Consider the following 25,384-nt stretch of genomic DNA (forward strand, 5'->3'; position numbering starts at 1 on the left):
AGTTTACACGTTTTCAGCAACGTGCTGCACGCGTTGTTCCGCGGGGCGGATCCGGAACCAGATCGCATACATCGCGGGCAGGAAGACGAGCGTAATGATCGTCCCGCCCAGCGTTCCGCCGATCAACGTCCAGGCCAGCGTGCCCCAGAATACCGAATGCGTCAGGGGAATGAACGCCAGCACGGCCGCCATGGCGGTCAGTAAGACCGGGCGTGCGCGCTGGACAGTCGCTTCAACCACCGCCTGGAACGGCTCGAGGCCGTCCTTCTGGTTATGATCGATTTGACCGATCAGGATCAGCGTATTGCGCATCAGAATGCCGGAAAGGGCGATCAGACCGACCAGCGCGTTAATGCCAAACGGCTGATTAAATATCAGCAGGGTCGGCACGACGCCAATCAGCCCCAGCGGCGCGGTTAAGAACACCATTACCATCGCGGAGAGTGAGCGCACCTGCAAAATGATGATCAGCAGCGTCAGGGCTATCATGATCGGGAACAGCGGCAACATCGCCTGCGTGGCTTTGCCCGATTCCTCAATCGAACCCGCCATGTCAATACGGTATCCGGCCGGCAGCGCATCAACGATCGGCTGGAGCTGCTTCATGATGGCGACCGACACGTCCGGTGGCTGAAGATTGTCGGCAATATCGCCCCGCACGGTAATTGTCGGGGTGCGATCGCGACGGCGAAGGACCGGGTCTTCCATGCCGACCTCTATCTTGCCAATTTGAGACAGCGGCACGCGCTGTCCCACATTGCCGACCAGGGTAAAGCCTTCGATTTTTGCCGGGTCAAGACGGATATCGCCCGCCGCGCGGGCAACGACGTCTACCGATCGAATATCTTCCCGCACGGAGGTGACAGGCACGCCTGAAAGCAGAAACTGAAGCTGATCGGCAACGGCGCTGGAGGTTAAGCCGGTCGCCTGCAGGCGGTTTTGATCGAGAGTGAAATGCAGGACGGGAACGCGTGACCCCCAGTCGGTGTTGACGGTTCGCATCATCGGGCTTTCCTGGAGCACGGCTTTCACCCGTTCGGCGATGTCCTGCACCTGTTTGACATCCGGCCCCGACACGCGCCAGGCAACCGGGAAGGGCGAGTAGGGGCCGAATACCAGCTGCGTCACCCGCACGCGGGTTTCGGGCGCAAGACCGCTGGCGACGGCCTCCCTGAGCCTGAACTTAAGCGCCTCGCGTGACGTCTCGCTGTCCGTCAGGATCACGATTTTCGCAAAAGAGGGATCGGGCAGTTCAGGCGCCATTGCCAGATAAAAACGGGGCGACCCCTGACCAATATAGGCCGTGACGATTTTGGCTTCCGGCTGCTGGCCCAGCCACGCTTCTATTTTTGCGGTGGCGGCGCTGGTTTGCGCAATCGAGGTGCCGTAGGGCATCTGTACTTCAACCAGCACTTCCGGGCGATCGGAGGTCGGGAAAAACTGTTTTTTTACCAGCCCCATGCCGAGCACGGCCAGAATGAAAATGGCGACCACGGAGCCGGCCACGCGCCACTTTCTGGCGATAACGCGGCCAAGCAGCTGGCGAAAACGGTTATAGCGAGGCGTGTTATAGATGGCGGCATGACCCCCTTCTACTTTGGGGATCGCCGGCAGGATCTTCACCCCAAGATAGGGCGTGAACACCACCGCGACAAACCACGACGCAATCAGGGCGAGACCGACAATCCAGAACATATTGCTGGTGTATTCCCCGGCGGTCGACTGGGCAAACCCATTCGGCATAAAGCCAATCGCCGTCACCAGGGTTCCGGCCAGCATGGGCGCGGCGGTATGGCTCCAGGCGTAGGCTGAGGCTTTGATTCTGTCGTAACCTTCCTCCATCTTCACCACCATCATTTCGATGGCGATAATGGCATCGTCAACCAGCAGGCCGAGGGCGAGGATCAGGGAGCCCAGCGTGACGCGGTCAAAGTTTATTCCCGCGGCCTCCATCACCACGAAGACGACCGCCAGCGTCAGCGGGACCGCCGCCGCAACGACTACCCCCACGCGCCAGCCCATGCTGACAAAACAAACCACCATGACCACAAGCAGTGCGACAAAGAATTTGATCATAAACTCATCGACCGACGAGCGAATATTGACGGACTGATCGGTGACTTTGGTCAGGGACATGCCAAGCGGCAGGCTATCATTAATTTTTGCCGTTTCCGCATCCAGCGCTTTACCCAGCGCCAGACCGTTCAAGCCTTCGCGCATTACGATGCCCAGCAGAAGGGCGGGTTCATGCTGATTGCGTATCAGCATCGTCGGGGGATCTTCGTAGCCTCGCTCAACCGTTGCCACATCGGACAGCTTGAGGGTTTTGCCCTGAGCGACAAAAGGCGTATCGCGGATTTTCTGCAGTTCATCGAACGCGCCGTCAAGGCGGATAAAAATCTGCGCTCCTCGGGTCTCAATCGAACCCGCCGCGGTCAACGCGTTCTGGCTGTTGAGGGCATTGAAAATATCCTGGGGTGAGAGCCCTATCGTCGCCAGGCGGTCGTGGGAGAAGGCGACATAAATCCGCTCGGCCTGTTCGCCGATAATGTTCACTTTCTTCACGCCGGGAACGTGCAGAATCTGCTGGCGCAGGCCTTCGGCATCGCGTACCAGCTGCCGCTGCGGTTCGCCTTTTGCTTTCAGGGCAAAGAGGGCAAAGGTGACATCCGAGAATTCGTCATTGATCATCGGGCCGATGACGCCCGCCGGGAGACGCTGCGATTCATCTCCAAGCTTCTTCCGCGCCTGATAGAACTCCTCCTGCACTTCGGCTGGCGGGGTTTTGTCCTGCAACGACAGCGTGATAAATGCCATGCCGGGGCGGGTATAGGTTTCGGTACGGTCATACCACTTGAGTTCCTGCAGGCGCTTTTCCAGCGGCTCCGCGACCTGATCCTGGATCTCCTGCGCGGTCGCACCCGGCCAGACGGTTATCACCGTCATTTGCTTTACCGTGAAGGGCGGATCTTCCGCGCGGCCGAGCCCAAAGAAGGCGTAAATTCCGGCAATCGTGACCAGAACGATCAGAAACAGCGTGATGGAACGTTCGCGGACGGCCAGCGCGGACAGGTTGAAGCGGCTTCCGCTCATGGCGTGTCCTCCGCCAGGGCGTTATTGCGTTGTTTCGCGAGCCTGACGACCTCACCTTCGTGCAGAAGATGTGCGCCTAGCGCAACAATCTTCTCACCGGGCTTCACGCCGCCCGTGACCTGCGCCGCATCTTCACCCACGCTCAGCACCCTGACGGGCGTCCATGCGACCTTTGCGGGCTGGGCGGAAATGCGCCAGACGCCGGGACCTTTTCCTGCATCATAGAGTGAGGCCAGCGGGACCTGCATGACCTGAACTTCCGCTTTATTATCCTGAATGTTCAGCGTAACGGTCGCCCCCAGCGGCGCGTTCGCCAGCAGGCCATCCAGCACGTAGCGGGCTTCATACGTGCGGGTCGCGGCATCGGCCGAGTCAGACAGCAGGCGCAGCGTTGCGGTGACCGGGTGTTTTTCATTGCCATAAAGCGTGGCCTGCGCTTCGCTGCCGACGGCAGGGCGCAATGTTTCCGGAAGCTGCACGAGCGCTTCACGCTGTCCCGCTCTGGCGAGCCTGATCGTCACCTGTCCGGCACTGACGACCTGACCCGGCTCGGCGAGCGTCTCCATCACCACGCCGTCTGAATCCGCCAGCAGTACGGCATATCCCGTGGCGTTTTGCGCCACGCTGGCCTGAGCGCGGGCGGCGCTGAGATCCGCCCTGGCCGTATCGGCCGCCGCTTTAATCTGATCGTACTCCGAGGCAGAAACGGCGCCGGACGCCACAAGTCCGCGATAGCGCGCCTCATCGCTGGTGGCTTTTCGCGCCCGCGCCTGGGCCGCATCCACCGCGCGCTGCTGCGCCTGAGCCTGTAATTTCAGGTCAACCGGATCCAGGCGCAGCAAGGGCTGACCCTGTTTAACGGTCTGGCCCGTATCAACCAGTCGCTCAAGGATTTTGCCCTGAACTCTGAAACCTAAATCGCTTTGCGTTCTTGCGACCACCACCCCCGTGAAGGTGCGGGCGCTATTGTTCGCAAGCTCGACGGATGCGGATCGGACAAGCGGTGGCTTTGTACGCGGATCGTCACTTGCGGAAATATCGCCGCATGCCACCAGGGCAAACGGCAGGAGACAAACGGCAACGCGGGCTGAAGTGAGCCTGAGCATGGGAAACCTTTTCGACGTAACAGGACGGTTTCCGCATTCTCTGACCAGTGACCAAAAATGTCAATGGTCACAAGTTAGGGGGCAAGGCTTCTTAAAATGAGTGAAGAGAGAAGCACCGCCGCGGTGGGAGCCATTTCGAGATTGTACTGCAGCTGAACGGGATTAATAAAAGGACACATCACCATGTGGATAGCCTGAGTGACCTCATCCAGCGGCGTTTTTCTTTCAAACTCTCCGGCCTGCCTGCCTTCGATAATGATGCTCTCAATCAGCTTCATCAGGCTTTCTGCATACCGCTCTGTCGACGGCCACTGCTCGCGCGCGGCGACGGCGGCGATGTCGTAAAGCTTACGATCGTGGAAAAACAGCTCGCTTCCCGCCTCGGTGAGCGCCTTGAAAAGACGGCGGAGTTTTTCGCTTGCTGACGGCGCATCCTCAATGGCGGAAAGCACCGCCGCCATGATCAGCTCCAGGCGGTTAGCGCAGATCACCTCGCCAATAGCCTGCTTGGAATCGAAGAACTTATAAATGTAGGATTTTGAAAAACCTATGGATTTAGCCAGCTCGGCGACGGTGGTTTTTTCATAGCCGTAGTGACCGAAGTGCTCAAAGGCCGCTTCGACGATTTGCTCTCTGACAGCGTGGTCAAGGGGACCGCGTGCTGATGGGGGATTCATATTTTTAGTCATTATTTAAGCTTAGCGTGACGGGCCAGGGTTGGCAACGAGTGACCATTTTGTACTTTGGTTACCGCCATTCACCATGAGCCGTTCAGATGGGACGATCAACCTGGTGGGGTAAGTGTATCACTGTTTTTTACGTTAATGTTTTTTAAGCCAGTCGAGAAAAAACTGGCTAAACGCCGTGAGCTGAAGCGGCTGCAGTTTGCGCTGGGGGTAAACAAGCTGCAGCCCGACATCTTTGCGATCGTATCGGCTAAACCCGGTGAAGCTGTCGGCAAACAGCACCGTGAGCCTTCCGGTTTCAACGTCGTCTTTGACGTCCCACCACGATTTCCCCGCGATGCCCGCTCCGCTGAGCGCCCACTGACGAAGCAATGCTCCGTCGTCGCACACCATGGCGGGCTCAACGCGAACAATGCTTTCCTCACCATTAGTTTCAAAGCGCCATTCATTCATCACCACGCCCTGCGACTCCAGCGCCAGGCACCGGTGCCGGGCTAAATCGGCAAACGTGGCGGGGACGCCGCGGTCATTAAGATATTCTCCGGAGGCGACCAGCACCCGACGGTTCGGGCGGATGTTTCTGACGACAAGACTGCTGTCCGGCAGGTTGCCAAAACGCACGCTCATATCCAGCCGGTTAGCGACCAGATCCTCAACGTGTTCTCTTAACGAAATGAAAAATTTAACGTCAGGATGGCGCCGGGAAAAATCAATGACGGCGGGGCTAAGATACTGTCTGCCAAAATCCGAGGGCGCGGAAAGGCGAATATTGCCGCTGAGCACGCCCTCTTTTTGCGTCAGTAACGACTCGGCATGATGCATCTCTTCCAGCACGCGCAGCGCGGCATGGTAAAACTCTTCCCCGGCGCGGGTCAGGGTGAGGGATCGCGTTGAGCGGTGAAACAGGCGCGTCTGGTAACGCTCCTCAATCGCCTTCAGCCTGGCCGTCATGGTCGCGGGGGAAAGCGACAGGCGTCGTCCGGCGGCGGAAAGACTTCCGGCCTCGGCAACTTCCACCAGTAAAGCCATGTCTTCGAGTTTACCCATTATTCATATTTTCCGAAAAGTGCATCTGCTTTTAGCGTAATTATCAAAATCAGATGCGGACTGTAAAGTGATTTTATCCAAACCATAAGGGATAAAATCATGCAATGTACCTCACTTTTTGAACGCTACAGGCTGGGTTCGCTGGACCTGAAAAATCGTATCGTCATGGCGCCGATGACCCGCGCGCGCTCCCTTCAGCCGGGAAATATCCCCTCCGCGCTGATGGCAGAGTATTACCGGCAGCGTGCCAGCGCGGGATTAATCATCACGGAAGCCACGCAGATTTCGCCTCAGGGCCAGGGATACTCATGGACACCCGGCATCCATTCGCCTGAACAGGTTTCGGGATGGCAACTCACGACGGGCGCCGTGCATCAGGCGGGCGGAGTGATTTTTTCGCAACTCTGGCACGTCGGGCGAATGTCGCACGCCAGTTTTCACCAGGATGGTCAGCCCGTCGCCCCGTCAGCGCTGGCCCCGGATGCGCTGGTGTGGGTGGTGAATGAGCGTGGGGAAGGCCAGATGGTTGACTGCCCGCAGCCGAGAACGCTCTCGCGCAAGGACATTCAGAACATCGTTGCGGACTATCGCCAGGCCGCTTTGAATGCCGTTCAGGCCGGGTTTGATGGTGTCGAGGTTCACGGCGGAAACGGGTATCTGATAGACCAGTTCCTGCGCCAAACCTCCAACAAACGCACGGATGAGTACGGCGGTACGCTGGTGAACCGCATCCGTTTTGCCCAGGAGGTGTTAAGCGCCATTGCCGAGGCCATTGGTCACGAGCGCACGGGCATCCGCCTTTCCCCATTTATTACCCAGCGCGGGATGAACGACCCGCAGGTCTCTGAAGCCATACTTGCGCTTGCGGCCTGGTGTGAACAAAAAGGTATTGCATTCATCCACCTGGCGGAAGCCGACTGGGATGATGCCCCTCAGGTACCCGAGCGTTTCCGTCAGTCCCTTCGCGAGACCTTCAGCGGAACTCTTATCGTCGCGGGTAACTATGACCTTGATAAAGCTGAAAAGATCCTTGCTGCCGACTATGCCGATTTGATTGCCTTCGGCCGTCCGTTTATTGCCAACCCCGATTTGCCCCACCGGCTGGCAAACCAGCTGCCTCTTGCCCAGGTGCGCGACCCCGCCACGCTGTTTGGCGGTACCGGCACGGGATATACCGATTACCCAACGTACGCTCTACAGGAGGAAACATTATGACCCGTAAAACCTTAATTATCGGCGGCGCTTCCGGCATCGGTTTCGCCGTGGGCAGCCTGCTTGCCGGGCGCGGTGAGGAGATTATTCTTGCGGGACGCGACAGCGCAAAACTGGACGCCGCGCGACAGCGGCTGAGCGCCCACGCCGCGTCCGTTCATACCCTCGTGCTGGACATCAGCCGTGAGGAAGAGCTTGTTGCGCTCGGTGAAACGCTGGGCGAGGTCAATAATATTGTCGTCACGGCGGGTTCACAGGCGCCGGGCGGGTTGCTTTCCGGACTGGATCTCCGTGCGGCAAGGCAGGCCTTTGATACAAAATTCTGGGGAAGCCTCAATGTCGCCCGCTATCTCAGCGGGATTATTGCCCCCCGCGGTACGTTGACGTTCACCAGCGGTTTCGTAGCGCGCCGCACCGTGACGGGCGCCATCGTAAAAACAACGATGAATGCCGCCATTGAAGCTGCGACAAAAGTGCTGGCGAAAGAGCTTTCACCGCTGCGCGTCAACGTCGTCAGTCCGGGGCTGACCGACACGGAAGCGTATGCGGGGATGGACGCCGCCGCGCGGGAAAAAATGCTCGCCGGCGCGGCGGAAACCCTGCCAGCCAAGGCCTGGGGAAGGGCTGAGGACATCGCGCAGGGGTATCTTTTCGCCATTGATAATCCCTTTATGACGGGATCGATTATTGATATTGAGGGTGGGGCGTTAATTAACTGATCCTCATTAAATTGGTGCGCAGGTCTTCGTCTGCGGGTGACGTAATACTCTATTGAGAAACAACATGAAATATACGACGTGTTTTCGTCCCGCTATCGCGGCGTTTATTTTTGCCGGTCTGTCGGGCAATGCTATTTCCTCGCAGGGGGAATGGCTGCAGCCGAAACAGCTTATTGTGGACAACAGTCTGTCACAGGCACAATTAAAGGCGAATGAAGCCGCTGCCAGAAAATATGCCACGTTCTGGAACACCGGTAATGAAACTCTGGCGCGTGATGCCCTGGCAGTAAACTTTATTGATAAAACGCCCCCGGAAGGACGTAAGCAAGGTCCCGAGGGCGCTATTCTAGCTTCCAGGGCGTTTCGGACAGCCGTGCCTGATTTGCGTTGTGACGTTGAGCAAATGATTATTTCAGGCGATCGCGTGGTTTCGCATCTACATTTTCACGGCACCTTCACCGGGACATTTGGCAAGCTGAAAGGACAGGGGCAGAAAATAGATTTTATCGCCACCGATATTTATGAAGTCGCTGACGGTAAGATTGCGGCAAACTGGCACATTGAGGACAACCTGACGCTGATGAAACAGCTCGGCGCGCTGTAAAGTCACCACTCCGGGGCGGCCCGGAGTGATGCGAAAATCCTATAAGCCAAGATCGCTCAGCGAAGGGTGATCGTCCGGGCGTCTGCCCAGCGGCCAGTGGTACAGCCGCTCGGATTCTTTTATCGGCATATCGTTTACACAGGCAAAGCGGCGCTTCATCAGGCCGTCCGGCTCAAACTCCCAGTTTTCATTGCCGTAAGAGCGGAACCAGTTGCCGGAATCATCATGCCATTCATAGGCATAGCGCACCGCGATCCGGTTATCCGTAAATGCCCAGAGCTCTTTAATCAGACGATACTCCAGCTCTTTTTTCCATTTCCGCTCCAGAAACGCCTGGGCTTCTTCACGGTTGGTGGCGAACTCTGCTCGGTTACGCCATTGGGTGTCCAGCGTATAGGCAAGCGCGACTTTCGCCGGATCGCGGCTGTTCCAGCCATCTTCTGCCAGCCTGACTTTTTCGATGGCGCTTTCACGAGTGAACGGCGGTAAAGGAGGACGAGTGTTCATGGCGATTACCTCAGTGTGATTTATGTAGACAGGTCTGTCTACTTGCGGTAATCTATGCCTGAAAAATAACGCTGTCAACACTCTTTTTGAGGCTGTCGAAAAAATGAAAACCGAACCCGCAGGTAACGAGACAAAAATCAGCGTCAGAAATAAAATATTACTCACGGCGCACGATCTTTTTTATTCCACTGGCTTCAGGGCGACGGGGGTGGACACGCTGATTAAAGCATCGAAAGTGACTAAGGTGACGTTTTATCGCCATTTTCCGAGTAAGAGCTTGCTTATTCTCGCCTATTTACACTATCGACATGAAATATGGATTAACTGGTTTGAGGCCACGCTTCGTCGACATCTCGTGGACGGCCAAACGCCTGCAGACGCTCTATCGGCTACCCTTTATGAATGGTTTATTTCGGCCGAGTTCCACGGCTGCGCGTTTATTAACGCCAGCGCGGAAGCCAAATCCGAAGAGATTGAAAGCGAAATAAAAGAGATTTGCCGCGATCATAAAATCGAAACAAAGAAGATTATTGCGTTGCTGACGAAGATTGCTGATGAGCGCGTCGTCAATGAAATCATGTTGCTCATTGACGGCGCAATTATTCATGCGCAAATGGGCATGGATACAGAAACGATAATAAATGCGTTAAAAAGGGTCTTAGCGGAACTGACCGGCCAGTGAGATTCCGGTGCTTAATCAACTCTTGCACCAGGTCGATTAAGCATCCGCGTTACACTGTTGGAATGGTGCCGCCATCAATCACAAATTCAGTACCTGTGATACTCGCAGCATGCGATGAAGCGAGGAAGACGATGAGGTTGGCAACCTCAATCGGTCGGGCAGGGCGTCCGAGCGGTATTCCACCTAACGCCTTCATAATGATCTTTTTGCCACCTTCATAGTCTGTGCCTGCCTGCTTTGCCAGTCTCTCCGCCAGTGCCACTGCCGCTTCAGTTTCGATCCAGCCGGGGGCAACGCGCACCACCCGAACACCTTTCGGAGAGACTTCCTTTGAAAGACTTTTACTGTAGGTTGAGAGGGCTGCCTTAGCCGCCGCATAACCCGTTGTTGAATCCGGTAAAGGCAGTTCGCGCTGGATAGACGTCACGTGAATAATCACCCCATTTCCCTGCTCAAGCATTCCGGGAAGCAGGGCGCGATCTAAGCGTACTGCAGGTAACAAATTAAGATTGAGCTCCTGCTGCCACTCGTCTTCGCCAAGTGCAGCAAAACCGCCACCGGGTGAGGTTGAACCGCCTGCAACATGGATAATTACGTCGACACCTCCCATCTGTTCCTGCACTGCGGATGCGACTGAGGCACATCCAGCGACCGTAGTAAGATCAGCGGCTACGAAAGTATCCGCGATATTTACGTCTGGATCGTGGCGCGCCGTGGTAAATACCGTTGCACCGAGTTGTTTTAAAAGTCCGACGACTGCTTTGCCGAGCCCTTTCGTGCCAGCGGTAACAAGCACGCGCTTGCCTTTAAAATCAATATCTAATGACATGGACTTTCGCTCCCATTATTTACAGTACAGGTATATTCAACATAGACTGAGTAATTGACAAGTACGCACGAAAAAGTGAGTTACTAAATTATGAGTAAGTTATATAGTCCGGAATCTGCCGCAAGCGGCGTGGAGCAAGTATTACGGTTGCTGGAAGGGCGCTGGAAATTAATTATTCTTTTTCATCTTTTCGACGGAAAAGTGCAGCGCTATTCTGATTTCGAAAAACTGATCCCCGGTATTTCCCAAAAGATGCTGGCGCAGCAACTTCGACAACTCGAGTCCGACGGTATCGTTTCGCGGATGGTTTACCCTCAAGTGCCACCGAAAGTAGAGTATCGCCTCACCGATTGGGGGCAGGCATTATGCCCGGCGCTTGATGCCATGCTGAAATGGGCAGAAAAACGTGAGGCTTACGCAAGCCTGTAAGCCTGGCGGTCAGCACGCTTCAATGGAATAGCGTTATCCGTAACCCATTTGTGCAAAGGAAACGAAAAAATGAGAACACAGAAACGATGCCTTGGCTGCGTAGCTATTGTGGTTGATGACTACGATCGCGCCATTGAGTACTACACCGACAAGCTGGGGTTTACCCTCGTAGAGGATACGCCCCAACCGGGAAAACGCTGGGTAGTCGTCTCACCCAACCCGGAAAGCGACTGCAATATCCTGCTGGCTCGTGCCTCTAACGAGAGGCAGGAAGGTTTTATCGGTAATCAATGCGGCGGCAGAGTTTTCCTGTTCCTTCAGACGGATGATTTTTGGCGCGATTACCATGCCATGAAGGCAAAAGGCGTTCATTTCTGCGAAGAACCTCGTCAGGAAGAGTACGGTACGGTGGCGGTGTTTGAAGATATTTACGGCAACCGCTGGGATCTTTATCAGACTGCGCAACCGTGAATACCACCGCAAATAATGTGTCATTCGCCTTTTGTCCTGTACGCTTCCCAGCAGAGCGTACTCAAAATTATGGGGATGTCTCTTTAGGGCCAGGGCTCTCGTCCCGCTGTGCCAGCGACAGCGCGCTGGCGCTTGCGGGATCGAACAGCGAGATGCTCTCAATCTGATTGAGTAAAATCACCTTGCGGAATGACATGGCGCTGCGGGGTTCAGAGTCGAGCGTAATGTCATGCTCCGCATACCACCTGCTGTAATTATTCTCGATGCGCAGGTTCATCGTCTTCGCATCCCGGTACCCGCTCAACATCGGGATCAGCACGATATTGGCCGTTTTTTCATATTCCAGCGTCGCGGTGTGGATCATGCCGACGTAAATCCGTCTCGAGCGGAGCGTGACCTGCGCCAGCTCGCCTTGTTCCATACACTGGTATAGCAGCTGTTCGATACCGCTCGACTGCGCCAGACGTTTGTAGAGCTTTTTCCGGCTTTCGCCGTCCAGCCTGGCGCTGCCTGCCCAGTTAGAGCGGTAGAGGCAAAACAGGATGGCGAACGCCAGCATCACGACAACTGGCGCCTGGATGCCCAAAAAACTCCAGTTCATAAAGTCGATTTGCCAGTCGGTGTATTTCGGTGAGGCAAAGTGAAAAGCGTTATTGGCGGCGGAAAGGGCGAGCAGCAGCAGCCAGAGCAGCCCCGTAGCAATCACCCCCTGCAAAACGAAAATACAGCCGTAAAGTGCAACGAGAAAATAGACATCCCAACCGAAGGAACGCTTGATTTTAAAGCGGGTCGACAGGTCGCGGCTGGTGTACCAGTACCCGCAGACCATCAGCACCATAAATATCGCCGTTCCCATATCAGGCCCTCTTCAGCATGTTGACGTGACGCAGAAAATCCTGCCGCACCTCGTTGCTTTTGTAGTTAACGGAGGCGTTCCCGTCCTGGTCGATAATGATGCGGTCGCCATCTTCGACGGCTTCAATAATTTCCTGCTGGCTCATCACCTGCAGTAAGGATTCCGGGCTGGAGAAAAGGGAGAGAAAGAAACGTTTCATGTCAGGCATCCTTATGAATAAAAAGGATAAGCCTGGAAGATGACCGCTGAATTTGCCTTAAGGATAACCTGAAAGTGAAAGCCGGGTGGCGGCTACGCCTTACCTGGCCTACAAAAACGTCAAATGATTGAGTTATCAAGTTGTTGATATTTATAAGTAATAAAAAATAAATTTGCACAAACTTGGACAAATAACGTTAATTGTGTAAGTTTTAAGTATGCGATTACGCCACGTTGTTTACAGCCAGGATGTGACCCATGAGCACTTTGCCCTCTGTCGTGAGTCGGTTTGTTGAGTACTACGCCGCACTGGATAGCCAGCCGCCGTCCGCGCTGGTCGGGCTTTACCATTCAAACGCCACGCTTGTCGATCCGTTCGGCGAGCATGACGGTATTTTTGCGCTCCAGCGCTATTTCACCCATCTGCTGGCCAACGTCGAGAACTGCCGTTTTTCTATCGATACGCCGCTGTGCAGTGGGAACCGGTTTGTTGTCACCTGGGTGATGCACTGGTCGCATCCGCGCATTGCCGGAGGTGAGCCGCTCGATCTGCCGGGGTGCTCGGTGGTGGAGACGGAAAACGATCTCATCACACGCCAGCGCGACTACTACGATGCGGGAGAGATGATCTACGAACATCTCCCGCTGCTGGGCTGGGCGGTACGCGGCGTGAAGCGGAGGGTTAAATCATGAAGACGGTGCTGATTACCGGCGCAAGCTCGGGCATTGGCGCCGGGCTGGCAAAATCCTTTGCCGCTGACGGCTACCATGTGATTGCCTGCGGGCGCGATCCGGCGCGTCTGGAAGCGCTGCATCAGACCTGCCCCAATCTTACCGTTCGTCTGTTCGATATGACGGACCGGGACGCCTGTCGCCAGGCGCTGACCGGCAGTTACGCCGATCTGATTATTCTCTGCGCCGGTACCTGCGAATATCTCGACCAGGGCGTGGTGGACGCAGCGCTGGTAGAGCGGGTCATGAACACCAATTTCCTCGGGCCGGTGAACTGCCTTGAGGCGCTACAGCCGCAGCTGGTTGCCGGTAACCGCGTGGTGCTGGTGAGTTCGATGGCCCACTGGCTTCCCTTCCCGCGTGCTGAGGCCTATGGCGCGTCTAAAGCCGCGCTGAGCTGGTTTGCCGAAAGCCTGCGCCTGGACTGGGAGCCAAAAGGCATTGCCGTGACGGTTGTTTCCCCGGGCTTTGTCGATACGCCCCTGACGCAAAAAAACGATTTCGCCATGCCGGGCAGGGTGACCGTCGACGAGGCGGTGAAGGCGATCCGTATCGGGCTGGCGGCTGGGAAAATGCACATCGCGTTTCCGTCCGGGTTTGGCTTCATTTTGCGGCTGCTCTCCGGGCTGCCTGCGTTTCTACAGCGCACGCTGCTGCGCAGGATGGTGCGTTCATGAACATTGCAATTATCGGCAGCGGCATTGCCGGACTGACCTGCGCCTGGCGCCTGGCCGGGCATCATCAGGTGACCCTGTTTGAAGCGGGATCCACACCGGGCGGCCATACCGCAACGGTTGACGTGACGACGCCCCAGGGCACATACGCGATCGATACCGGTTTTATCGTCTACAACGACCGCACCTATCCGCGCTTTATGGGCCTGCTCAGCGAGCTGGGCATCAGCGGGCATAAAACGCAGATGAGCTTTTCGGTACACAACCCCGAAACGGGGCTGGAGTACAACGGTCACACCCTGACGTCGCTGTTTGCCCAGCGTCGCAACCTGGTGAATCCGGCGTTCTGGCGTCTGCTTGGCGAGATCGTCCGCTTCAATCGTCTGGCAAAACAGGCGCTGGATGGGGTGGTGGACCCGAACGCCACGCTGCAGACGTTTCTGGACCAGCGCGGCTTTACGCCGTTTTTTGCGCGCCACTATATTTTGCCGATGGGAGCCGCCATCTGGTCATCCTCGCTGCAGGAGATGAAGCGCTTCCCGCTGCCGCTTTTCTTACGTTTCTTCCAGAATCACGGGCTGCTGGATATCACCCATCGCCCGCAGTGGTACGTTGTGCCGGGCGGCTCGCGAGAGTATATCCGTGCGATGCTGGACAAATTAGGCGATCGGCTGACGCTGCATCTCAATTCACCGGTGCAGCGGGTGAGCCGCCACGAGGACGGGGTTACGCTTCAGCTTGAAAACGGCAGCCATACTTTCGATCGGGTGATTTTTGCCTGCCACTCCGCCAGTGCTCTGGCGATGCTTGACGATCCCACCTCCGCAGAGCGCGAGGTGCTGGGCGATATTGGCTGGCAGCGCAACGAGGTGGTGTTGCACAGCGACCCGCGCTGGCTGCCGGTGCGGCCGCGGGCGTGGGCGAGCTGGAACTACCGCCTGAGCGCGCAGGAGCAGGCCAGCGCCTGTGTTACCTACAACATGAACATTCTGCAGGGGCTGCCTGCGGGCAGTCCGCTGTTCTGCGTCACCCTGAACCCTGACGCACCGGTAGATGAACGCTTCGTTCTGCAACGCTTCGTTTATGAACATCCGCTGTTTAACCCGCAAAGCTGGCGGGCGCAGGCGCGGCGCGGCGAGATCAACGGTCATAACCGGAGCTGGTACTGCGGGGCCTACTGGTACAACGGTTTTCATGAGGATGGCGTGCGCAGCGCGCTGGACGTGGTCAATGCGATAGCGGCCGGAGAGGGGAGCTAAGATGAACAGCTGCCTCTACCACGGCGTATTACGCCACCGCCGCCTCCAGCCGAAAAACCACGAATTCAGCTACAGCGTCTTTATGGCCTGGCTGGATCTCGATGAACTGCCGCTGCTGCCGTCCGTCGGCGTACGGCACAATCGCTTTGCCGCCGCCTCGTTCCACGACGCGGACTATCCGCTCGGCACGCCGCTTAAGGAGAACGTGCTCAGCAGGCTGGAGAGCCTGACCGGAGAACGTCCGGACGGGCGGGTCATGCTCCTGACGCAGCTGCGCTATTTCGGCTTTCATTTCAATCCGGTCAACTTTTACTACTGCTATGACGAGAAGGAGACGCTGCGCTGGGTGCTGGCGGAGGTCCGAAACACGCCGTGGAATGAACGTCATTACTATGCCGTCAACGGACAGAATGCACAGCCCACGGAAAAAGCGTTTCACGTTTCCCCCTTCAATCCAATGGACATGATCTACCACTGGCGCTTTAACGACCCGGATAACACGCTGCATATGCACATTGAAAATCATCAGGAAGCGAAGGTCTTTGACGCCACGCTGGCGCTGCGCCGGGAGCCTTTGACGCGCCCCGCGCTGCGTGGGCTTTTGGTGCGTATCCCGCTCATGACCCTGAAAACCGTTTTTGCCATTTACTGGCAGGCGCTGCGGCTCTGGCTCAAGCGCGTGCCGCTGTATAACCACACCGTCAGCAGGAGTGAACGCTCATGACCGATCCCGTCTTTGCGTTAGAACCCGATATCCCGCGCAACGTGCGCATCGCGCGCTGGCTGCTTTTTCGTCTGTTAAGCGGTATCCGCGGCGGCTCGCTCACCCTGCGTGAAGGGGCGCAGACCTTCCATTTTGGCGAGACATCCTCCGCGCTGCACGCCGACGTACAAATCCTCACGCCCGGCGTTTACTGGCGAGTTTTAATGGGCGGTAGCCTTGCTGCCGCAGAAGCCTGGATGGACGGCGAATGGGAAACCACGCACCTTACGCCGCTTCTGGAACTGCTGGCGCTCAACGGCGAGGTGCTTGGCCGTCTGGAAAACGGGTTCCGCCTGTTCGGCAGGCCGCTGGAGCGTCTGCGCCACTGGACGCGACGTAACTCCCGCGCGCAGGCGCGTGAAAATATTGCCGCTCATTACGATCTGGGCAATACCTTCTATGCCCATTTTCTGGATAAAGAGCTGCTCTATTCCAGCGCCTTGTTTACGGAGGACGAGCAGGATCTGACGGCGGCCCAGCAGGCCAAAATGGCGCGCCTGTGTGACCAGTTAATGCTAGAACCGAATGACCACCTGCTGGAAATCGGTACCGGCTGGGGCGCGATGGCGGAATACGCGGCCCGTCATTATGGCTGTCGGGTGACTACCACCACGCTGTCGCGGGAGCAATACGTCTGGGCGACCGAGCGAATTGCGCGCGCCGGACTGCAGGATCGGGTCGAGGTGCTGCTCTGCGACTATCGCGACCTCACCGGACAGTACGACAAGCTGGTCTCGATAGAGATGATTGAAGCCGTCGGTCAGCGCTATCTGCCCACGTTCTTCCGTACCTGCCAGGCGCGGCTGCGCCCGGGAGGACGGATGGCGATTCAGGCCATCACGATTCAGGACCAGCGCTATCGCGACTACAGCAAAAGCGTCGATTTTATCCAGCGCTACATCTTCCCCGGCGGCTTCCTGCCGAGCATCACCGCGATGAACGAGCTGATGACGCGCCACACCGATTTCGTGGTGCGCAATCTGTTCGACATGGGGCCGGACTACGCCCGCACGCTGGCGCACTGGCGGCAGCGCTTTGTCCACGCCTGGCAGGAGATTGAAAAGCTCGGCTTTGATGAGCGGTTTCGCCGCATGTGGCTGTACTACTTTGGCTACTGCGAAGCCGGGTTTAACGCCCGCACCATCAGCGTGGTGCAGCTGACCGCCGAGCGCGTATGAAACGATATCTTCAGGTCTTTCTGCTGGCTGTCGCGTTCGATCTTTACTGGACGCTGGTGGTGCTCTTTCGCGAAAAGGGCCTGATTATCTGGCTCGCGCTGGCGATCCTGGCGTGCCTGCTCTTGCCGTCTGTATATCGTTTTTACGCCATCGGGCTGGCCGCGGCGGGCAGTTTGCTGGATACGCTCTGGGCGCTGACGGGACTGATAGCCTTCACGGGCGAGTCTCTGATGCCGCTATGGATGGTGGCATTGTGGCTGATGTTTGCCACCGTCTGGACGCAGCTTACGCGCACCACCACGTTGCCCGGCTGGCTGCTGACCCTGCTTGCCGCCGTGGGAGGCCCGGTAGCGTACCTGATTGGCGAGCGGCTGGGTGCCATCACGTTTCTGGAGCCAACCTTTATCGTCGTCAGCTGGATGGCGCCGGGGTGGCTGGTATTGATGCTGTTTTTCCACCTGCTGATGGGGAGACAAAAATGAGAGCTGCATTTTTGCTGCTTTGTCTGACGCTGGTTGTTCCCGTTGGCCAGGCCGCCGACTGGCTGGCGTGGCGGAAGGTGGGCGACGCCACGCTTACCTGGGGGCCGTTCACGGTCTATACCTCCCAGTTGCGTACTCCGGATGGGCGTTACGGTCGGGAGGACCAGGATCAGGCGCTGATTATTACCTATGCGCGCGACATCGATCGCGATGAACTGGTCGAGGCGACCCGCGACCAGTGGCAGGCGCAGGGTATCCTGGCGCAGGAAGCGCAAAGCGAAGCCTGGCTGCGGATGCTCCAGTCGCTGTGGCCTGATGTCCGACAGGGCTCACAGCTGGCGTTTGTTCTCAACGATAAGCAGGGGCAGTTCTGGTATCGCGACCCGACCCTTCAGAAAACCTTTATTCCCCTGGGACCACGCCAGTCAGAAGCGTTCAGCACCCGCTTTCTGGCCATCTGGCTCGATCCCCGCACGCAATACCCTGAACTGCGTCAGCAGTTAATCGGAGGCCAAAAATGAAACGTTTCCTGATGATGGCGCTGGCATTGACGATGCTTCTGGCGGGCTGTAGCACGGAGGTGACCGAGTACCGCCAGCAGCAGCCGCGGCTGGATATCTTCCACTACTTCCAGGGTAAAACTGAAGCGTGGGGGATGGTGCAGGATCGCAGCGGCAAGCAGATCCGCCGCTTTCACGTTGAGATTGCCGGGGATGTAATTGGCGATACGCTGACGCTCAACGAGCACTTCGTTTATGACGACGGTGAGAAGCAGCAGCGAGTCTGGCATATCCGGCGCCTGGGGAACGATCGCTACGAGGGAACGGCGGGGGATATCGAAGGGGTGGCGACGGGGCAGGCCGCCGGCAACGCGTTCAACTGGCATTACAGCATGAACGTGAAGGCCAACGGGAGCACGTGGCTACTGAACTTTGACGACTGGATGTACCTGCAGGATGAGAACCATCTGTTTAATAAAACCGAGATGAAGAAACTGGGCGTCACCGTCGCCACGGTAACGCTGTTCTTTACCCGTAAGACATGAGTCTAGTCGCGGGTGCTGTGAATTTTACTGCTCGAGTAGATGAACCAGAGAGCAATACCCAGGCAGACTACCGCCCCCAGACGGCTCGGCGAAAAGGGAATAGCGGCATTACCCAGCCAGCCAAAGTTATCAATCAACATGCTCATGGCGAGCTGGCCGAATATGACCGCCACCGTGGCGACGGCGGTGCCGATGCGCTGTACGGCGAGGACCATTATCACGATATAGGGCACGCCAAACATTGCGCCGAGAAGCTGCCATTTCGGCACGTCCAGCAGGCTGACGGCCTGCTTAGGCTCAAAGAAGAAAATCAGCAGGGCGGTCACCAGCGCGCCGACGGAAAAGGTCAGAAACGCGCTTTTGAATACGCCCACGCTGCTGCCGAGCTGTCCGTTGATTGCGGCCTGAATGCTCAGCGTCGCGCCGCCGCATACGGCCAGAAGAATCATAATCAGTGTCATACGTTACCCCTGCGCGACCAGAACCAGTGCCGCAATAATGAACCCCAGTGCAATAATGCGCTTTGCGTTTATCTTCCTGTGCGGCGAACCCAGCAGACCATAGTGATCAATGATCAGGCTTTTAAAGACCTGGCCGGCCAGAATACCAATCATGGTCATGGCAATGCCGATGGCGGGTGTCGCCACGGTCAGGATGACCACGTATACCGGACCGAGCACGCCGCCGAGCAGCTGCCAGCCGGGCTGTGCGAAAAACGACGGGCTGTTGCGCGGGCTGAAAAACAGCATCAGCAGAAACGTCAGCGCGGCACCCACGCCAAAAATGCTGAACGTCGCCCATAAATCTCCGACTTTTCCCCCCAGCGGTCCCAGCAGCCCCGCCTCGACGGAGAGGCCCATCCCGCCAGCAATCACCAGTAAAATCAAAACAAACTGCATTCTTCTTCCTCCGTTTTCAGGCGAAGAAGATTACGTGGGTTGTCCAGTGAGAAAAATGCCATAATGGTGGAAACACCTTTGCGAGAAATGCATTAATGGTTGACGCCAGCAATATCAACATTCGCACGCTGCTGATCTTCATCGACGTGTATGAAGCGCAGAATTTCTCCGTCGTGGCGCGGCGGCAGGGCATTTCGGCCTCGCAGATATCGCGCGTGATCCACCAGCTTGAGGATGCGCTCGGGCAGCAGCTTTTCTATCGCAATACGCGGGCCGTCATTCCCACGGAAAGCGGTCATCTGTTTATCCGCTACGCCCGGTCAATGGCGGAAAACCTGGAAGAGGCGCGACGGGAGCTGGACGCGCGTGCGGTGGAACCGTCCGGTGCGATCCGCATTAACGGACCGGTGTTTTTCGGCCAGAAGCACATTGCGCCCGGCCTTCCCGGCCTGTCGGTACGCTATCCCCGCCTGAACGTAGAGCTGACGCTGACCGATGATTTTATCGACCCGCACCGGGATGCCGCCGACGTTATCTTCCGGATTGGCGTGCTAACGGACTCATCTTTTCACGCGCGGGTGTTCGGGCAGCAGGTGTATCATCTTGCGGCGTCGCCTGGCTACGTGCGCCGACACGGTGCGCCTGAAGGGCCGGACGATCTGAATCGCAATCACTGTCTGGTCTATCGCGGATCGTCAGGGCCCAACCGCTGGCTGTTGCGCAGGGCGGGCGAGGCGTGGAGACACTATCCCGTAACGCCTTTGATGACCTCGAATAATGCGGAAGCGCTTCTGGCTGCGGCGCTTGGCGGGATGGGGATCGTGCTGTTCCCGGACTGGCTGGTGAGCGAGCCGCTCCAGCGCGGTGAGCTGATTCCGCTCCTGCCCGCGCTGGAGTGTGCCATCAATACGGAACAGCAGGCGATCGCGGCGATCTACCCTGATGCCCGACATCCGCCCCTGAACGTCAGGGCGGTAATTGATTATTACGTTGAGCGTTTTGGTACGCCGCTTTACTGGCAAACGTAAGGGATTACGCGCCAAGCTCTTTGCGGATAATCTCTGCGCCAGCGCTGAGTGCTCTCAGCTTGCCGTTAGCCACCTGACGGGAGAGGGGAGCCATGCCGCAGTTGGTTGACGGATAAAGCTTGTCCGCATCGACAAACTGCAGCGCTTTTCGCAGCGTATCGGCCACTTCCTCCGGCGTTTCAACCGTGTTGGTTGCCACGTCAATCGCGCCAACCATCACTTTCTTACCGCGGATCAGCTCAAGCAGATCCATCGGCACGCGTGAGTTGTGGCACTCCAGGGAGATGATGTCGATGTTAGACGTCTGCAGCTTAGGGAAGGCCTCTTCGTACTGGCGCCACTCGGATCCGAGCGTTTTCTTCCAGTCGGTATTGGCCTTGATGCCGTAGCCGTAGCAAATGTGTACAGCGGTTTCGCACTTCAGCCCTTCAATGGCGCGCTCCAGCGCGGCGATACCCCAGTCGTTGACCTCATCAAAAAAGACGTTAAACGCCGGTTCGTCGAACTGGATAATATCCACGCCTGCGGCCTCTAGCTCTCGCGCTTCCTGATTGAGGATTTTGGCGAATTCCCAGGCCAGCTTTTCGCGGCTTTTATAGTGCGCGTCGTAAAGGGTGTCGATCATGGTCATCGGCCCCGGCAGGGCCCATTTGATCGGCTTGTCCGTGAGCTGGCGCAGGTACTTTGCATCGTCGACGAAGACCGGTTTCTGACGCGCAACCGCAGAAACCACGGTCGGCACGCTGGCGTCATAGCGGTTACGAATGCGCACCGTCTGGCGATTCTCAAAATCAACGCCGCTCAGGTGTTCAATGAAGGTGGTGACGAAGTGCTGGCGGGTCTGTTCCCCGTCGCTGACGATATCGATTCCCGCACGGATCTGCTCATCCAGAGACAGGCGCAGCGCATCCTGCTTGCCCGCCAGCAGTTCCTGATCCTGTAATTTCCAGGGTGACCACAGCGTTTCAGGTTGCGCAAGCCAGGTCGGCTTTGGCAGGCTGCCAGCGGTAGAAGTCGGGAGCAATGTTTTCATAATAAAAGACCTTTTTTAATGTATTAAAGCGTGTAGTTATCAGACCACTGCTCAAGAATGTGTTTGTAAGGCTTAATAAAGTATTCTTCGGTAAATCGACCCTGTTCAATCGCCAGACGGCTTCGCTCTTCCCGGTCATACACAATTTTGGTTAAGGAGTGATCCTGCTGGTTCAGATCCGGTCGGTAGCACAGCCCGGCCGCCGAGTTGGCGTTATAAATCTCCGGGCGATAGATCTTCTGGAACGTCTCCATCGTGCTGATGGTGGCGATCAGTTCGAGATCGGTGTAGTCGCTCAGCAAATCCCCGGTGAAGAAGAAGGCGAACGGCGCCACGCTGTGTTCCGGCATAAAGTAGCGCACGCTCAGGCCCATCTTCGCGAAGTACTGCTCCGTTAGCGATTCGCCGTCCGGCTGATACTCAACGCCCAGCACGGGGTGCTGGTTGCCGGTGCGGCGATAGGTATCTTTGCTGGAGACGCTCAGGCAAATCACCGGTCCTTTTGTGAAGTTCTCTTTGTATTCCGGTGAACTCACAAAATGGCGGAAAATATTACCGTGCAGTTCGCCAAACTTTTCCGGGATGCTGAAGTGCTGCTGGTTCTTGTTGTGCTCCAGCAGCAGGACGCTGAAATCATAATCCCGCACGTAAGACGAGAAGTTATTCCCGACGATGCCAGGGATGCGCAGGTTGTTTTTCTTGTCGACAATAGTGGTTTGCAGTATCTCAATAGCCGGGAACGGCTTTTCCGCGCCAATGTTCAAATCGACAGAGATGATTTCAAGCTCAACCGCATAGCGATCGGCGTTTGGGTTATCCCAGCGCGCCAGAGCGTTGAAGCGGTTGTTGATCATCACCAGCGTATTGCGCAGGTTTTCCTGACGTTTTTCCCCGCGCGCCAGGTTGGCAAAGTTGGTGGTCGTACGCGTATTTTCAGACGGGTTGTAATTCTCATCGAAGCAACTGCGCTTAAGGGTATATGTGAAAGCTTTGCTCATTGTGGTTATGCATCCTAAGTTCATGTTGCTAAGAAGTTACCAATGCATAATTTATGCCTGAGCCCGCGGCGCAGGGGAAGTGACTTAATTTCACTGCAACATGAGGGAAGTTCATGATGTTGATCACAAATTCCCACGACTCCCGTTTAGTGCCAGTTTTTTTGCTAAGCAGACGGCTTCTTGCCTGCCGATGTAGGGACCATAGTTGTCAATTACGCGGTAGCCATTTCGCTCATAGAATTTCACCGCACGAGCATTAACGTGTCGGGTTTCTAGCCAGATTTCGCTATAACCTAAACGCTGTGCCGACGCTTCAAGAAAAGCCAGTAAAACCTTACCAATACCCGGCTCGCTCCTGTCGGAATACATGCGTTTCAGCTCGGCAACCTGTTCGGAAAGTGGTCGTAGTGCGGCACATCCAACGGCATCACCTGTTTCATTCCTGGCGACCAACCACAGGGCGCGTTCGGCCATCATCGAGTCGACGTTAAAATGACGCGTACCGCCATCCCCGGTAATGTTCGCCAGTTCTGATGATAATTTTTCAATCAGACTCAGGGATTCAGAAGAGTGCAGGTCGGCTTTTTGAATCGTTATCATTGGAGTGTTCCATTGTGTTTTATTTTGCAGGCGTCAAATTATCAGACGGTTAAGGTGAACCGTCCTATGTTTTACTTATGTTTCGGCACGCCCTTAATGACGCTATAATCCCCAAATTTCCAACCGGTTTAGAAACAATCATGACAAAACTCACCTTACAAGAGCAGATGCTGAAAGCGGGCCTGGTCAGCAGCAAGAAAGCGGCGAAAGTGCAGCGCACGGCAAAGAAATCACGCGTTCAGGCGCGTGAGGCTCGTGAAGCGGTAGAAGAGAACAAGAAGGCGCAGATCGAGCGTGACAAGCTGCTGAGCGAGCAGCAGAAGCAGGCCGTGATGGCGAAAGAGTTTAAGGCGCAGGTGAAGCAGCTGATTGAGATGAATCGCATCACCGTGGCGAAAGGCAACATCACCTTTAATTTCACCGACGGTAATCTGATCAAAAAAATCGACGTCGACAAGCAAACCCAGGCTCAGCTGATCAACGGTCGTCTGGCGATTGCCCGTCTGGTGATTAACGCCAGCGGCGACTGCGAATACGCAATTATCCCGGCGGTGGTGGCCGATAAAATTGCCCAGCGCGATGCCGACAGCATCGTGTTAAACAGCGCGCTCAGCCAGGAAGAGCAGGACGAAGACGATCCGTACGCGGACTTCAAAATCCCTGACGATTTGATGTGGTAAAACGCGTTCAGAACGGGGCGGCGTGACGGGCGTTAACCGGCTCTCCGCTCACGGGATGAATAAAATTCAGCTCGCTGGCATGCAGCATCAGCCGGGGCGTTCCTTCAGCGCCCGGTACGTCAAGACCACCATACAGATCGCAGCCCAGAATCGGGTGCCCCAGCCGCTGGCAGTGAATACGCAGCTGATGGGTTCGCCCGGTCTCCGGAGTAAGTTCAACCCGCGTTAACGGCAGTCCCGTCTCCTGATAAAACCGTTCCACCACCCGATAGCGGGAGCGGGCGGGTTTCCCGGTGATGGCGCAGATCGACATCAGCGGGAACAGCGCCGGGTCTTTGGCAATCGGCGCATCAATAACCCCTTCATCATTTTCCACGTGGCCACAAAGCAGGGCGCTGTAGACTTTCTCCACGCTACGCTGGCTGAACTGCTGGCACAGTGCCGCGTTGATGGCCTTATTGCGCGCAACCACCATCAGCCCGGAGGTGCCGAAATCCAGGCGGTGTACCAGCGTGCAGCCAGGGAAGGTCTGGACCAGACGATAGTGAACGGAATCAAGGTTTTGCGGGTTTTTGCCCGAGAGGCTGAGCAGGCCGTAAGGCTTATCGATCAGCAGCAGATGTTCATCCTGCCAGAGGATCTGAATGTCATCGTGACACGGTGGGGCTATAAAAGAATCAATAATCGCAGACATCGGGCCGCCCGGCTGGAGAGTGGGAGCGGATGATAACGAAATGCGGGGGAAAAGAAAAACCCTCCCACCGGGCGGTGAGAGGGTGAAGTCTTACGCTGCAACCAGGCTGTCGATAGCGGCTTTCGCGTCGGTCTGCGCTTTGGTCGCCACTTCAGGACCGTAGGCGATGCCTTCAGCGAACACGAAGTTCACGTCAGTGATGCCGATGAAGCCCAGGAACAGGCTCAGGTACGGCGCAACCAGGTCGGTTGGGGTGTCTTTATGAATGCCGCCACGGCTGGTCAGTACGATCGCACGTTTGCCTTTCACCAGACCTTCAGGGCCATTCTCGGTGTAACGGAAGGTTACGCCAGCGCGTGCCACCAGGTCGAAGTAGTTCTTCAGCTGGGTAGGGATGTTGAAGTTGTACATTGGGGCGTTGATGACGATAACGTCGTGCGCCTGCAGCTCGGCAATCAGCTCGTCAGAGAGCGCCAGGGCTTCCTGCTGACGTGGGCTCAGCGGCGCATCGCTTGGGCGCAGCGCGCCAACCAGCTCACCATCCAGCACAGGAATTGGGTTTGCAGCCAGGTCACGCACGGTGATTTCGTCAGCAGAATGCTGTTCACGCCACTGTTCAACGAAGTAATCAGACAGCTGACCAGACTGAGAGTACCCTGCCAGAATACTGGATTTCAAAACTAATACTTTGCTCATGGGTGATTCCTGTTTTTGCATTTGATTGAAGGGGGTTGCCCCGTTGCTTGTTGACACTCTATTCACAATCCTGCCATAGAGATAGCGCAATATATCGAAGCCTATGTTCGAATTTTTTGAATAAGGCGCGAAAGGCGTCATTGTGGTACTCTATAGCAATCATTAAAAAGAGAATTTATCAGGG

General features: G+C 56.5%; 31 protein-coding genes. 16 read left to right on the top strand and 15 right to left on the bottom strand.

Going from position 1 to position 25,384, the window contains the following annotated elements:
• Positions 1 to 3: 3 nt before the first annotated feature.
• The 4 genes from ELK40_RS10765 to ELK40_RS10780 all read right to left on the bottom strand — a co-directional run bounded on the left by ELK40_RS10765 (position 4) and on the right by ELK40_RS10780 (position 5,932).
• Positions 4 to 3,093, bottom strand: a complete 3,090-nt coding sequence (locus ELK40_RS10765; RefSeq protein ID WP_127730710.1) for an efflux RND transporter permease subunit — start codon at positions 3,091 to 3,093, stop codon at positions 4 to 6.
• Complete coding sequence (locus ELK40_RS10770) at positions 3,090 to 4,199, bottom strand: efflux RND transporter periplasmic adaptor subunit (RefSeq protein WP_127730712.1); 1,110 nt, start codon at positions 4,197 to 4,199, stop codon at positions 3,090 to 3,092. The genes ELK40_RS10765 and ELK40_RS10770 overlap by 4 nt, the downstream gene beginning before the upstream one ends.
• A gap of 74 nt (positions 4,200 to 4,273) precedes the next feature.
• A complete protein-coding gene (locus ELK40_RS10775) occupies positions 4,274 to 4,888 on the bottom strand; it encodes a TetR/AcrR family transcriptional regulator (RefSeq protein WP_127730714.1) in 615 nt (204 codons plus the stop codon).
• A 132-nt stretch (positions 4,889 to 5,020) separates the two neighbouring features.
• The gene (locus ELK40_RS10780; protein WP_127730716.1) at positions 5,021 to 5,932 is read right to left on the bottom strand and encodes a LysR family transcriptional regulator; all 912 of its coding nucleotides are present in this window, start codon (positions 5,930 to 5,932) and stop codon (positions 5,021 to 5,023) included.
• A 99-nt stretch (positions 5,933 to 6,031) separates the two neighbouring features.
• Between ELK40_RS10780 and ELK40_RS10785 the strand changes: the two genes are divergently transcribed.
• The 3 genes from ELK40_RS10785 (at position 6,032) to ELK40_RS10795 (ending at position 8,467) form a co-directional block, all read left to right on the top strand.
• Positions 6,032 to 7,147 (top strand): alkene reductase, encoded by a 1,116-nt coding sequence (locus ELK40_RS10785; protein ID WP_127730718.1) that lies wholly within the window; start codon positions 6,032 to 6,034, stop codon positions 7,145 to 7,147.
• Positions 7,144 to 7,863: an SDR family oxidoreductase gene (locus ELK40_RS10790; protein WP_127730720.1), complete on the top strand. Its 720-nt coding sequence runs from the start codon at positions 7,144 to 7,146 to the stop codon at positions 7,861 to 7,863. Before ELK40_RS10785 ends, ELK40_RS10790 begins: the two co-directional genes overlap by 4 nt.
• A 64-nt stretch (positions 7,864 to 7,927) precedes the next feature.
• Positions 7,928 to 8,467 carry an ester cyclase gene (locus ELK40_RS10795; RefSeq protein ID WP_127730722.1) on the top strand — a complete coding sequence of 180 codons (540 nt, stop codon included), beginning with the start codon at positions 7,928 to 7,930 and terminating at the stop codon, positions 8,465 to 8,467.
• A gap of 39 nt (positions 8,468 to 8,506) precedes the next feature.
• Here the strand turns inward: ELK40_RS10795 and ELK40_RS10800 are convergent, their stop codons facing one another.
• Positions 8,507 to 8,974: a DUF1348 family protein gene (locus ELK40_RS10800; RefSeq protein WP_115874983.1), complete on the bottom strand. Its 468-nt coding sequence runs from the start codon at positions 8,972 to 8,974 to the stop codon at positions 8,507 to 8,509.
• Between the two features lie 103 nt (positions 8,975 to 9,077).
• Between ELK40_RS10800 and ELK40_RS10805 the strand changes: the two genes are divergently transcribed.
• Complete coding sequence (locus ELK40_RS10805; RefSeq protein ID WP_127730724.1) at positions 9,078 to 9,656, top strand: TetR/AcrR family transcriptional regulator; 579 nt, start codon at positions 9,078 to 9,080, stop codon at positions 9,654 to 9,656.
• Positions 9,657 to 9,705: 49 nt separating this feature from the next.
• On the opposite strand, the gene ELK40_RS10810 is transcribed toward ELK40_RS10805, so the two are convergent.
• Complete coding sequence (locus ELK40_RS10810; RefSeq protein WP_127730726.1) at positions 9,706 to 10,485, bottom strand: SDR family oxidoreductase; 780 nt, start codon at positions 10,483 to 10,485, stop codon at positions 9,706 to 9,708.
• Between the two features lie 90 nt (positions 10,486 to 10,575).
• Between ELK40_RS10810 and ELK40_RS10815 the strand changes: the two genes are divergently transcribed.
• Both ELK40_RS10815 and ELK40_RS10820 read left to right on the top strand, forming a co-directional pair.
• Positions 10,576 to 10,914 (top strand): winged helix-turn-helix transcriptional regulator, encoded by a 339-nt coding sequence (locus tag ELK40_RS10815; protein ID WP_115874985.1) that lies wholly within the window; start codon positions 10,576 to 10,578, stop codon positions 10,912 to 10,914.
• Between the two features lie 69 nt (positions 10,915 to 10,983).
• Positions 10,984 to 11,385 carry a VOC family protein gene (locus ELK40_RS10820; protein WP_127730728.1) on the top strand — a complete coding sequence of 134 codons (402 nt, stop codon included), beginning with the start codon at positions 10,984 to 10,986 and terminating at the stop codon, positions 11,383 to 11,385.
• A gap of 67 nt (positions 11,386 to 11,452) precedes the next feature.
• On the opposite strand, the gene ELK40_RS10825 is transcribed toward ELK40_RS10820, so the two are convergent.
• Positions 11,453 to 12,241: a hypothetical protein gene (locus tag ELK40_RS10825; protein WP_115874987.1), complete on the bottom strand. Its 789-nt coding sequence runs from the start codon at positions 12,239 to 12,241 to the stop codon at positions 11,453 to 11,455.
• Between the two features lies 1 nt (position 12,242).
• The gene (locus ELK40_RS10830; protein WP_023311615.1) at positions 12,243 to 12,440 is read right to left on the bottom strand and encodes a hypothetical protein; all 198 of its coding nucleotides are present in this window, start codon (positions 12,438 to 12,440) and stop codon (positions 12,243 to 12,245) included.
• A 257-nt stretch (positions 12,441 to 12,697) separates the two neighbouring features.
• On the opposite strand from ELK40_RS10830, the gene ELK40_RS10835 reads away from it, so the two are divergent.
• The 8 genes from ELK40_RS10835 to ELK40_RS10870 are packed head-to-tail and all read left to right on the top strand — an operon-like array spanning position 12,698 to position 18,572.
• On the top strand, positions 12,698 to 13,132 hold the full coding sequence (locus ELK40_RS10835) for a nuclear transport factor 2 family protein (RefSeq protein ID WP_127730730.1): 435 nt from the start codon (positions 12,698 to 12,700) through the stop codon (positions 13,130 to 13,132).
• A complete protein-coding gene (locus ELK40_RS10840; protein WP_127730732.1) occupies positions 13,129 to 13,848 on the top strand; it encodes an SDR family NAD(P)-dependent oxidoreductase in 720 nt (239 codons plus the stop codon). The genes ELK40_RS10835 and ELK40_RS10840 overlap by 4 nt, the downstream gene beginning before the upstream one ends.
• Entirely contained in the window at positions 13,845 to 15,104 is a 1,260-nt protein-coding gene (locus ELK40_RS10845) for an FAD-dependent oxidoreductase (protein ID WP_127730734.1), read from the top strand. Before ELK40_RS10840 ends, ELK40_RS10845 begins: the two co-directional genes overlap by 4 nt.
• A 1-nt stretch (position 15,105) precedes the next feature.
• Positions 15,106 to 15,828 carry a DUF1365 domain-containing protein gene (locus ELK40_RS10850; protein ID WP_127730736.1) on the top strand — a complete coding sequence of 241 codons (723 nt, stop codon included), beginning with the start codon at positions 15,106 to 15,108 and terminating at the stop codon, positions 15,826 to 15,828.
• Positions 15,825 to 17,045 (top strand): cyclopropane-fatty-acyl-phospholipid synthase family protein, encoded by a 1,221-nt coding sequence (locus ELK40_RS10855; RefSeq protein ID WP_127730738.1) that lies wholly within the window; start codon positions 15,825 to 15,827, stop codon positions 17,043 to 17,045. The genes ELK40_RS10850 and ELK40_RS10855 overlap by 4 nt, the downstream gene beginning before the upstream one ends.
• The gene (locus ELK40_RS10860) at positions 17,042 to 17,527 is read left to right on the top strand and encodes a DUF2878 domain-containing protein (protein ID WP_127730740.1); all 486 of its coding nucleotides are present in this window, start codon (positions 17,042 to 17,044) and stop codon (positions 17,525 to 17,527) included. Before ELK40_RS10855 ends, ELK40_RS10860 begins: the two co-directional genes overlap by 4 nt.
• Positions 17,524 to 18,048, top strand: a complete 525-nt coding sequence (locus ELK40_RS10865) for a hypothetical protein (RefSeq protein WP_115874994.1) — start codon at positions 17,524 to 17,526, stop codon at positions 18,046 to 18,048. Before ELK40_RS10860 ends, ELK40_RS10865 begins: the two co-directional genes overlap by 4 nt.
• Positions 18,045 to 18,572 carry a DUF3833 domain-containing protein gene (locus ELK40_RS10870; RefSeq protein ID WP_111964680.1) on the top strand — a complete coding sequence of 176 codons (528 nt, stop codon included), beginning with the start codon at positions 18,045 to 18,047 and terminating at the stop codon, positions 18,570 to 18,572. The genes ELK40_RS10865 and ELK40_RS10870 overlap by 4 nt, the downstream gene beginning before the upstream one ends.
• Before the next feature lie 2 nt (positions 18,573 to 18,574).
• Here ELK40_RS10870 and ELK40_RS10875 read toward each other — a convergent pair whose 3' ends face one another.
• Both ELK40_RS10875 and ELK40_RS10880 read right to left on the bottom strand, forming a co-directional pair.
• Entirely contained in the window at positions 18,575 to 19,033 is a 459-nt protein-coding gene (locus ELK40_RS10875) for a DMT family transporter (RefSeq protein ID WP_127730741.1), read from the bottom strand.
• Between the two features lie 3 nt (positions 19,034 to 19,036).
• Entirely contained in the window at positions 19,037 to 19,471 is a 435-nt protein-coding gene (locus ELK40_RS10880) for a DMT family transporter (RefSeq protein ID WP_127730743.1), read from the bottom strand.
• 95 nt (positions 19,472 to 19,566) lie between these two features.
• On the opposite strand from ELK40_RS10880, the gene ELK40_RS10885 reads away from it, so the two are divergent.
• Positions 19,567 to 20,499 carry a LysR family transcriptional regulator gene (locus ELK40_RS10885; protein WP_127730745.1) on the top strand — a complete coding sequence of 311 codons (933 nt, stop codon included), beginning with the start codon at positions 19,567 to 19,569 and terminating at the stop codon, positions 20,497 to 20,499.
• 4 nt (positions 20,500 to 20,503) lie between these two features.
• On the opposite strand, the gene ELK40_RS10890 is transcribed toward ELK40_RS10885, so the two are convergent.
• From ELK40_RS10890 to ELK40_RS10900, 3 genes are all read right to left on the bottom strand, one after another.
• Positions 20,504 to 21,532, bottom strand: coding sequence for a methionine synthase (locus tag ELK40_RS10890; protein ID WP_048030571.1), 1,029 nt, complete (start codon positions 21,530 to 21,532; stop codon positions 20,504 to 20,506).
• 23 nt (positions 21,533 to 21,555) lie between these two features.
• Entirely contained in the window at positions 21,556 to 22,530 is a 975-nt protein-coding gene (locus ELK40_RS10895) for a DUF1852 domain-containing protein (protein ID WP_127730747.1), read from the bottom strand.
• 123 nt (positions 22,531 to 22,653) lie between these two features.
• Positions 22,654 to 23,130, bottom strand: a complete 477-nt coding sequence (locus ELK40_RS10900) for a GNAT family N-acetyltransferase (RefSeq protein ID WP_127730749.1) — start codon at positions 23,128 to 23,130, stop codon at positions 22,654 to 22,656.
• Between the two features lie 140 nt (positions 23,131 to 23,270).
• Here ELK40_RS10900 and ELK40_RS10905 point away from each other — a divergent pair, with 140 nt between their 5' ends.
• A complete protein-coding gene (locus ELK40_RS10905) occupies positions 23,271 to 23,810 on the top strand; it encodes a DUF2058 domain-containing protein (protein ID WP_115875000.1) in 540 nt (179 codons plus the stop codon).
• A gap of 7 nt (positions 23,811 to 23,817) precedes the next feature.
• Here the strand turns inward: ELK40_RS10905 and ELK40_RS10910 are convergent, their stop codons facing one another.
• Both ELK40_RS10910 and azoR read right to left on the bottom strand, forming a co-directional pair.
• On the bottom strand, positions 23,818 to 24,504 hold the full coding sequence (locus tag ELK40_RS10910) for an RluA family pseudouridine synthase (RefSeq protein ID WP_127730751.1): 687 nt from the start codon (positions 24,502 to 24,504) through the stop codon (positions 23,818 to 23,820).
• 90 nt (positions 24,505 to 24,594) lie between these two features.
• Complete coding sequence (azoR, locus tag ELK40_RS10915; RefSeq protein ID WP_008502313.1) at positions 24,595 to 25,200, bottom strand: FMN-dependent NADH-azoreductase; 606 nt, start codon at positions 25,198 to 25,200, stop codon at positions 24,595 to 24,597.
• Positions 25,201 to 25,384: the final 184 nt, after the last annotated feature.

Origin of the sequence: Enterobacter sp. N18-03635, from assembly GCF_004006055.1 — a bacterium.
Taxonomy (GTDB): Bacteria; Pseudomonadota; Gammaproteobacteria; order Enterobacterales; family Enterobacteriaceae; genus Enterobacter; species Enterobacter vonholyi.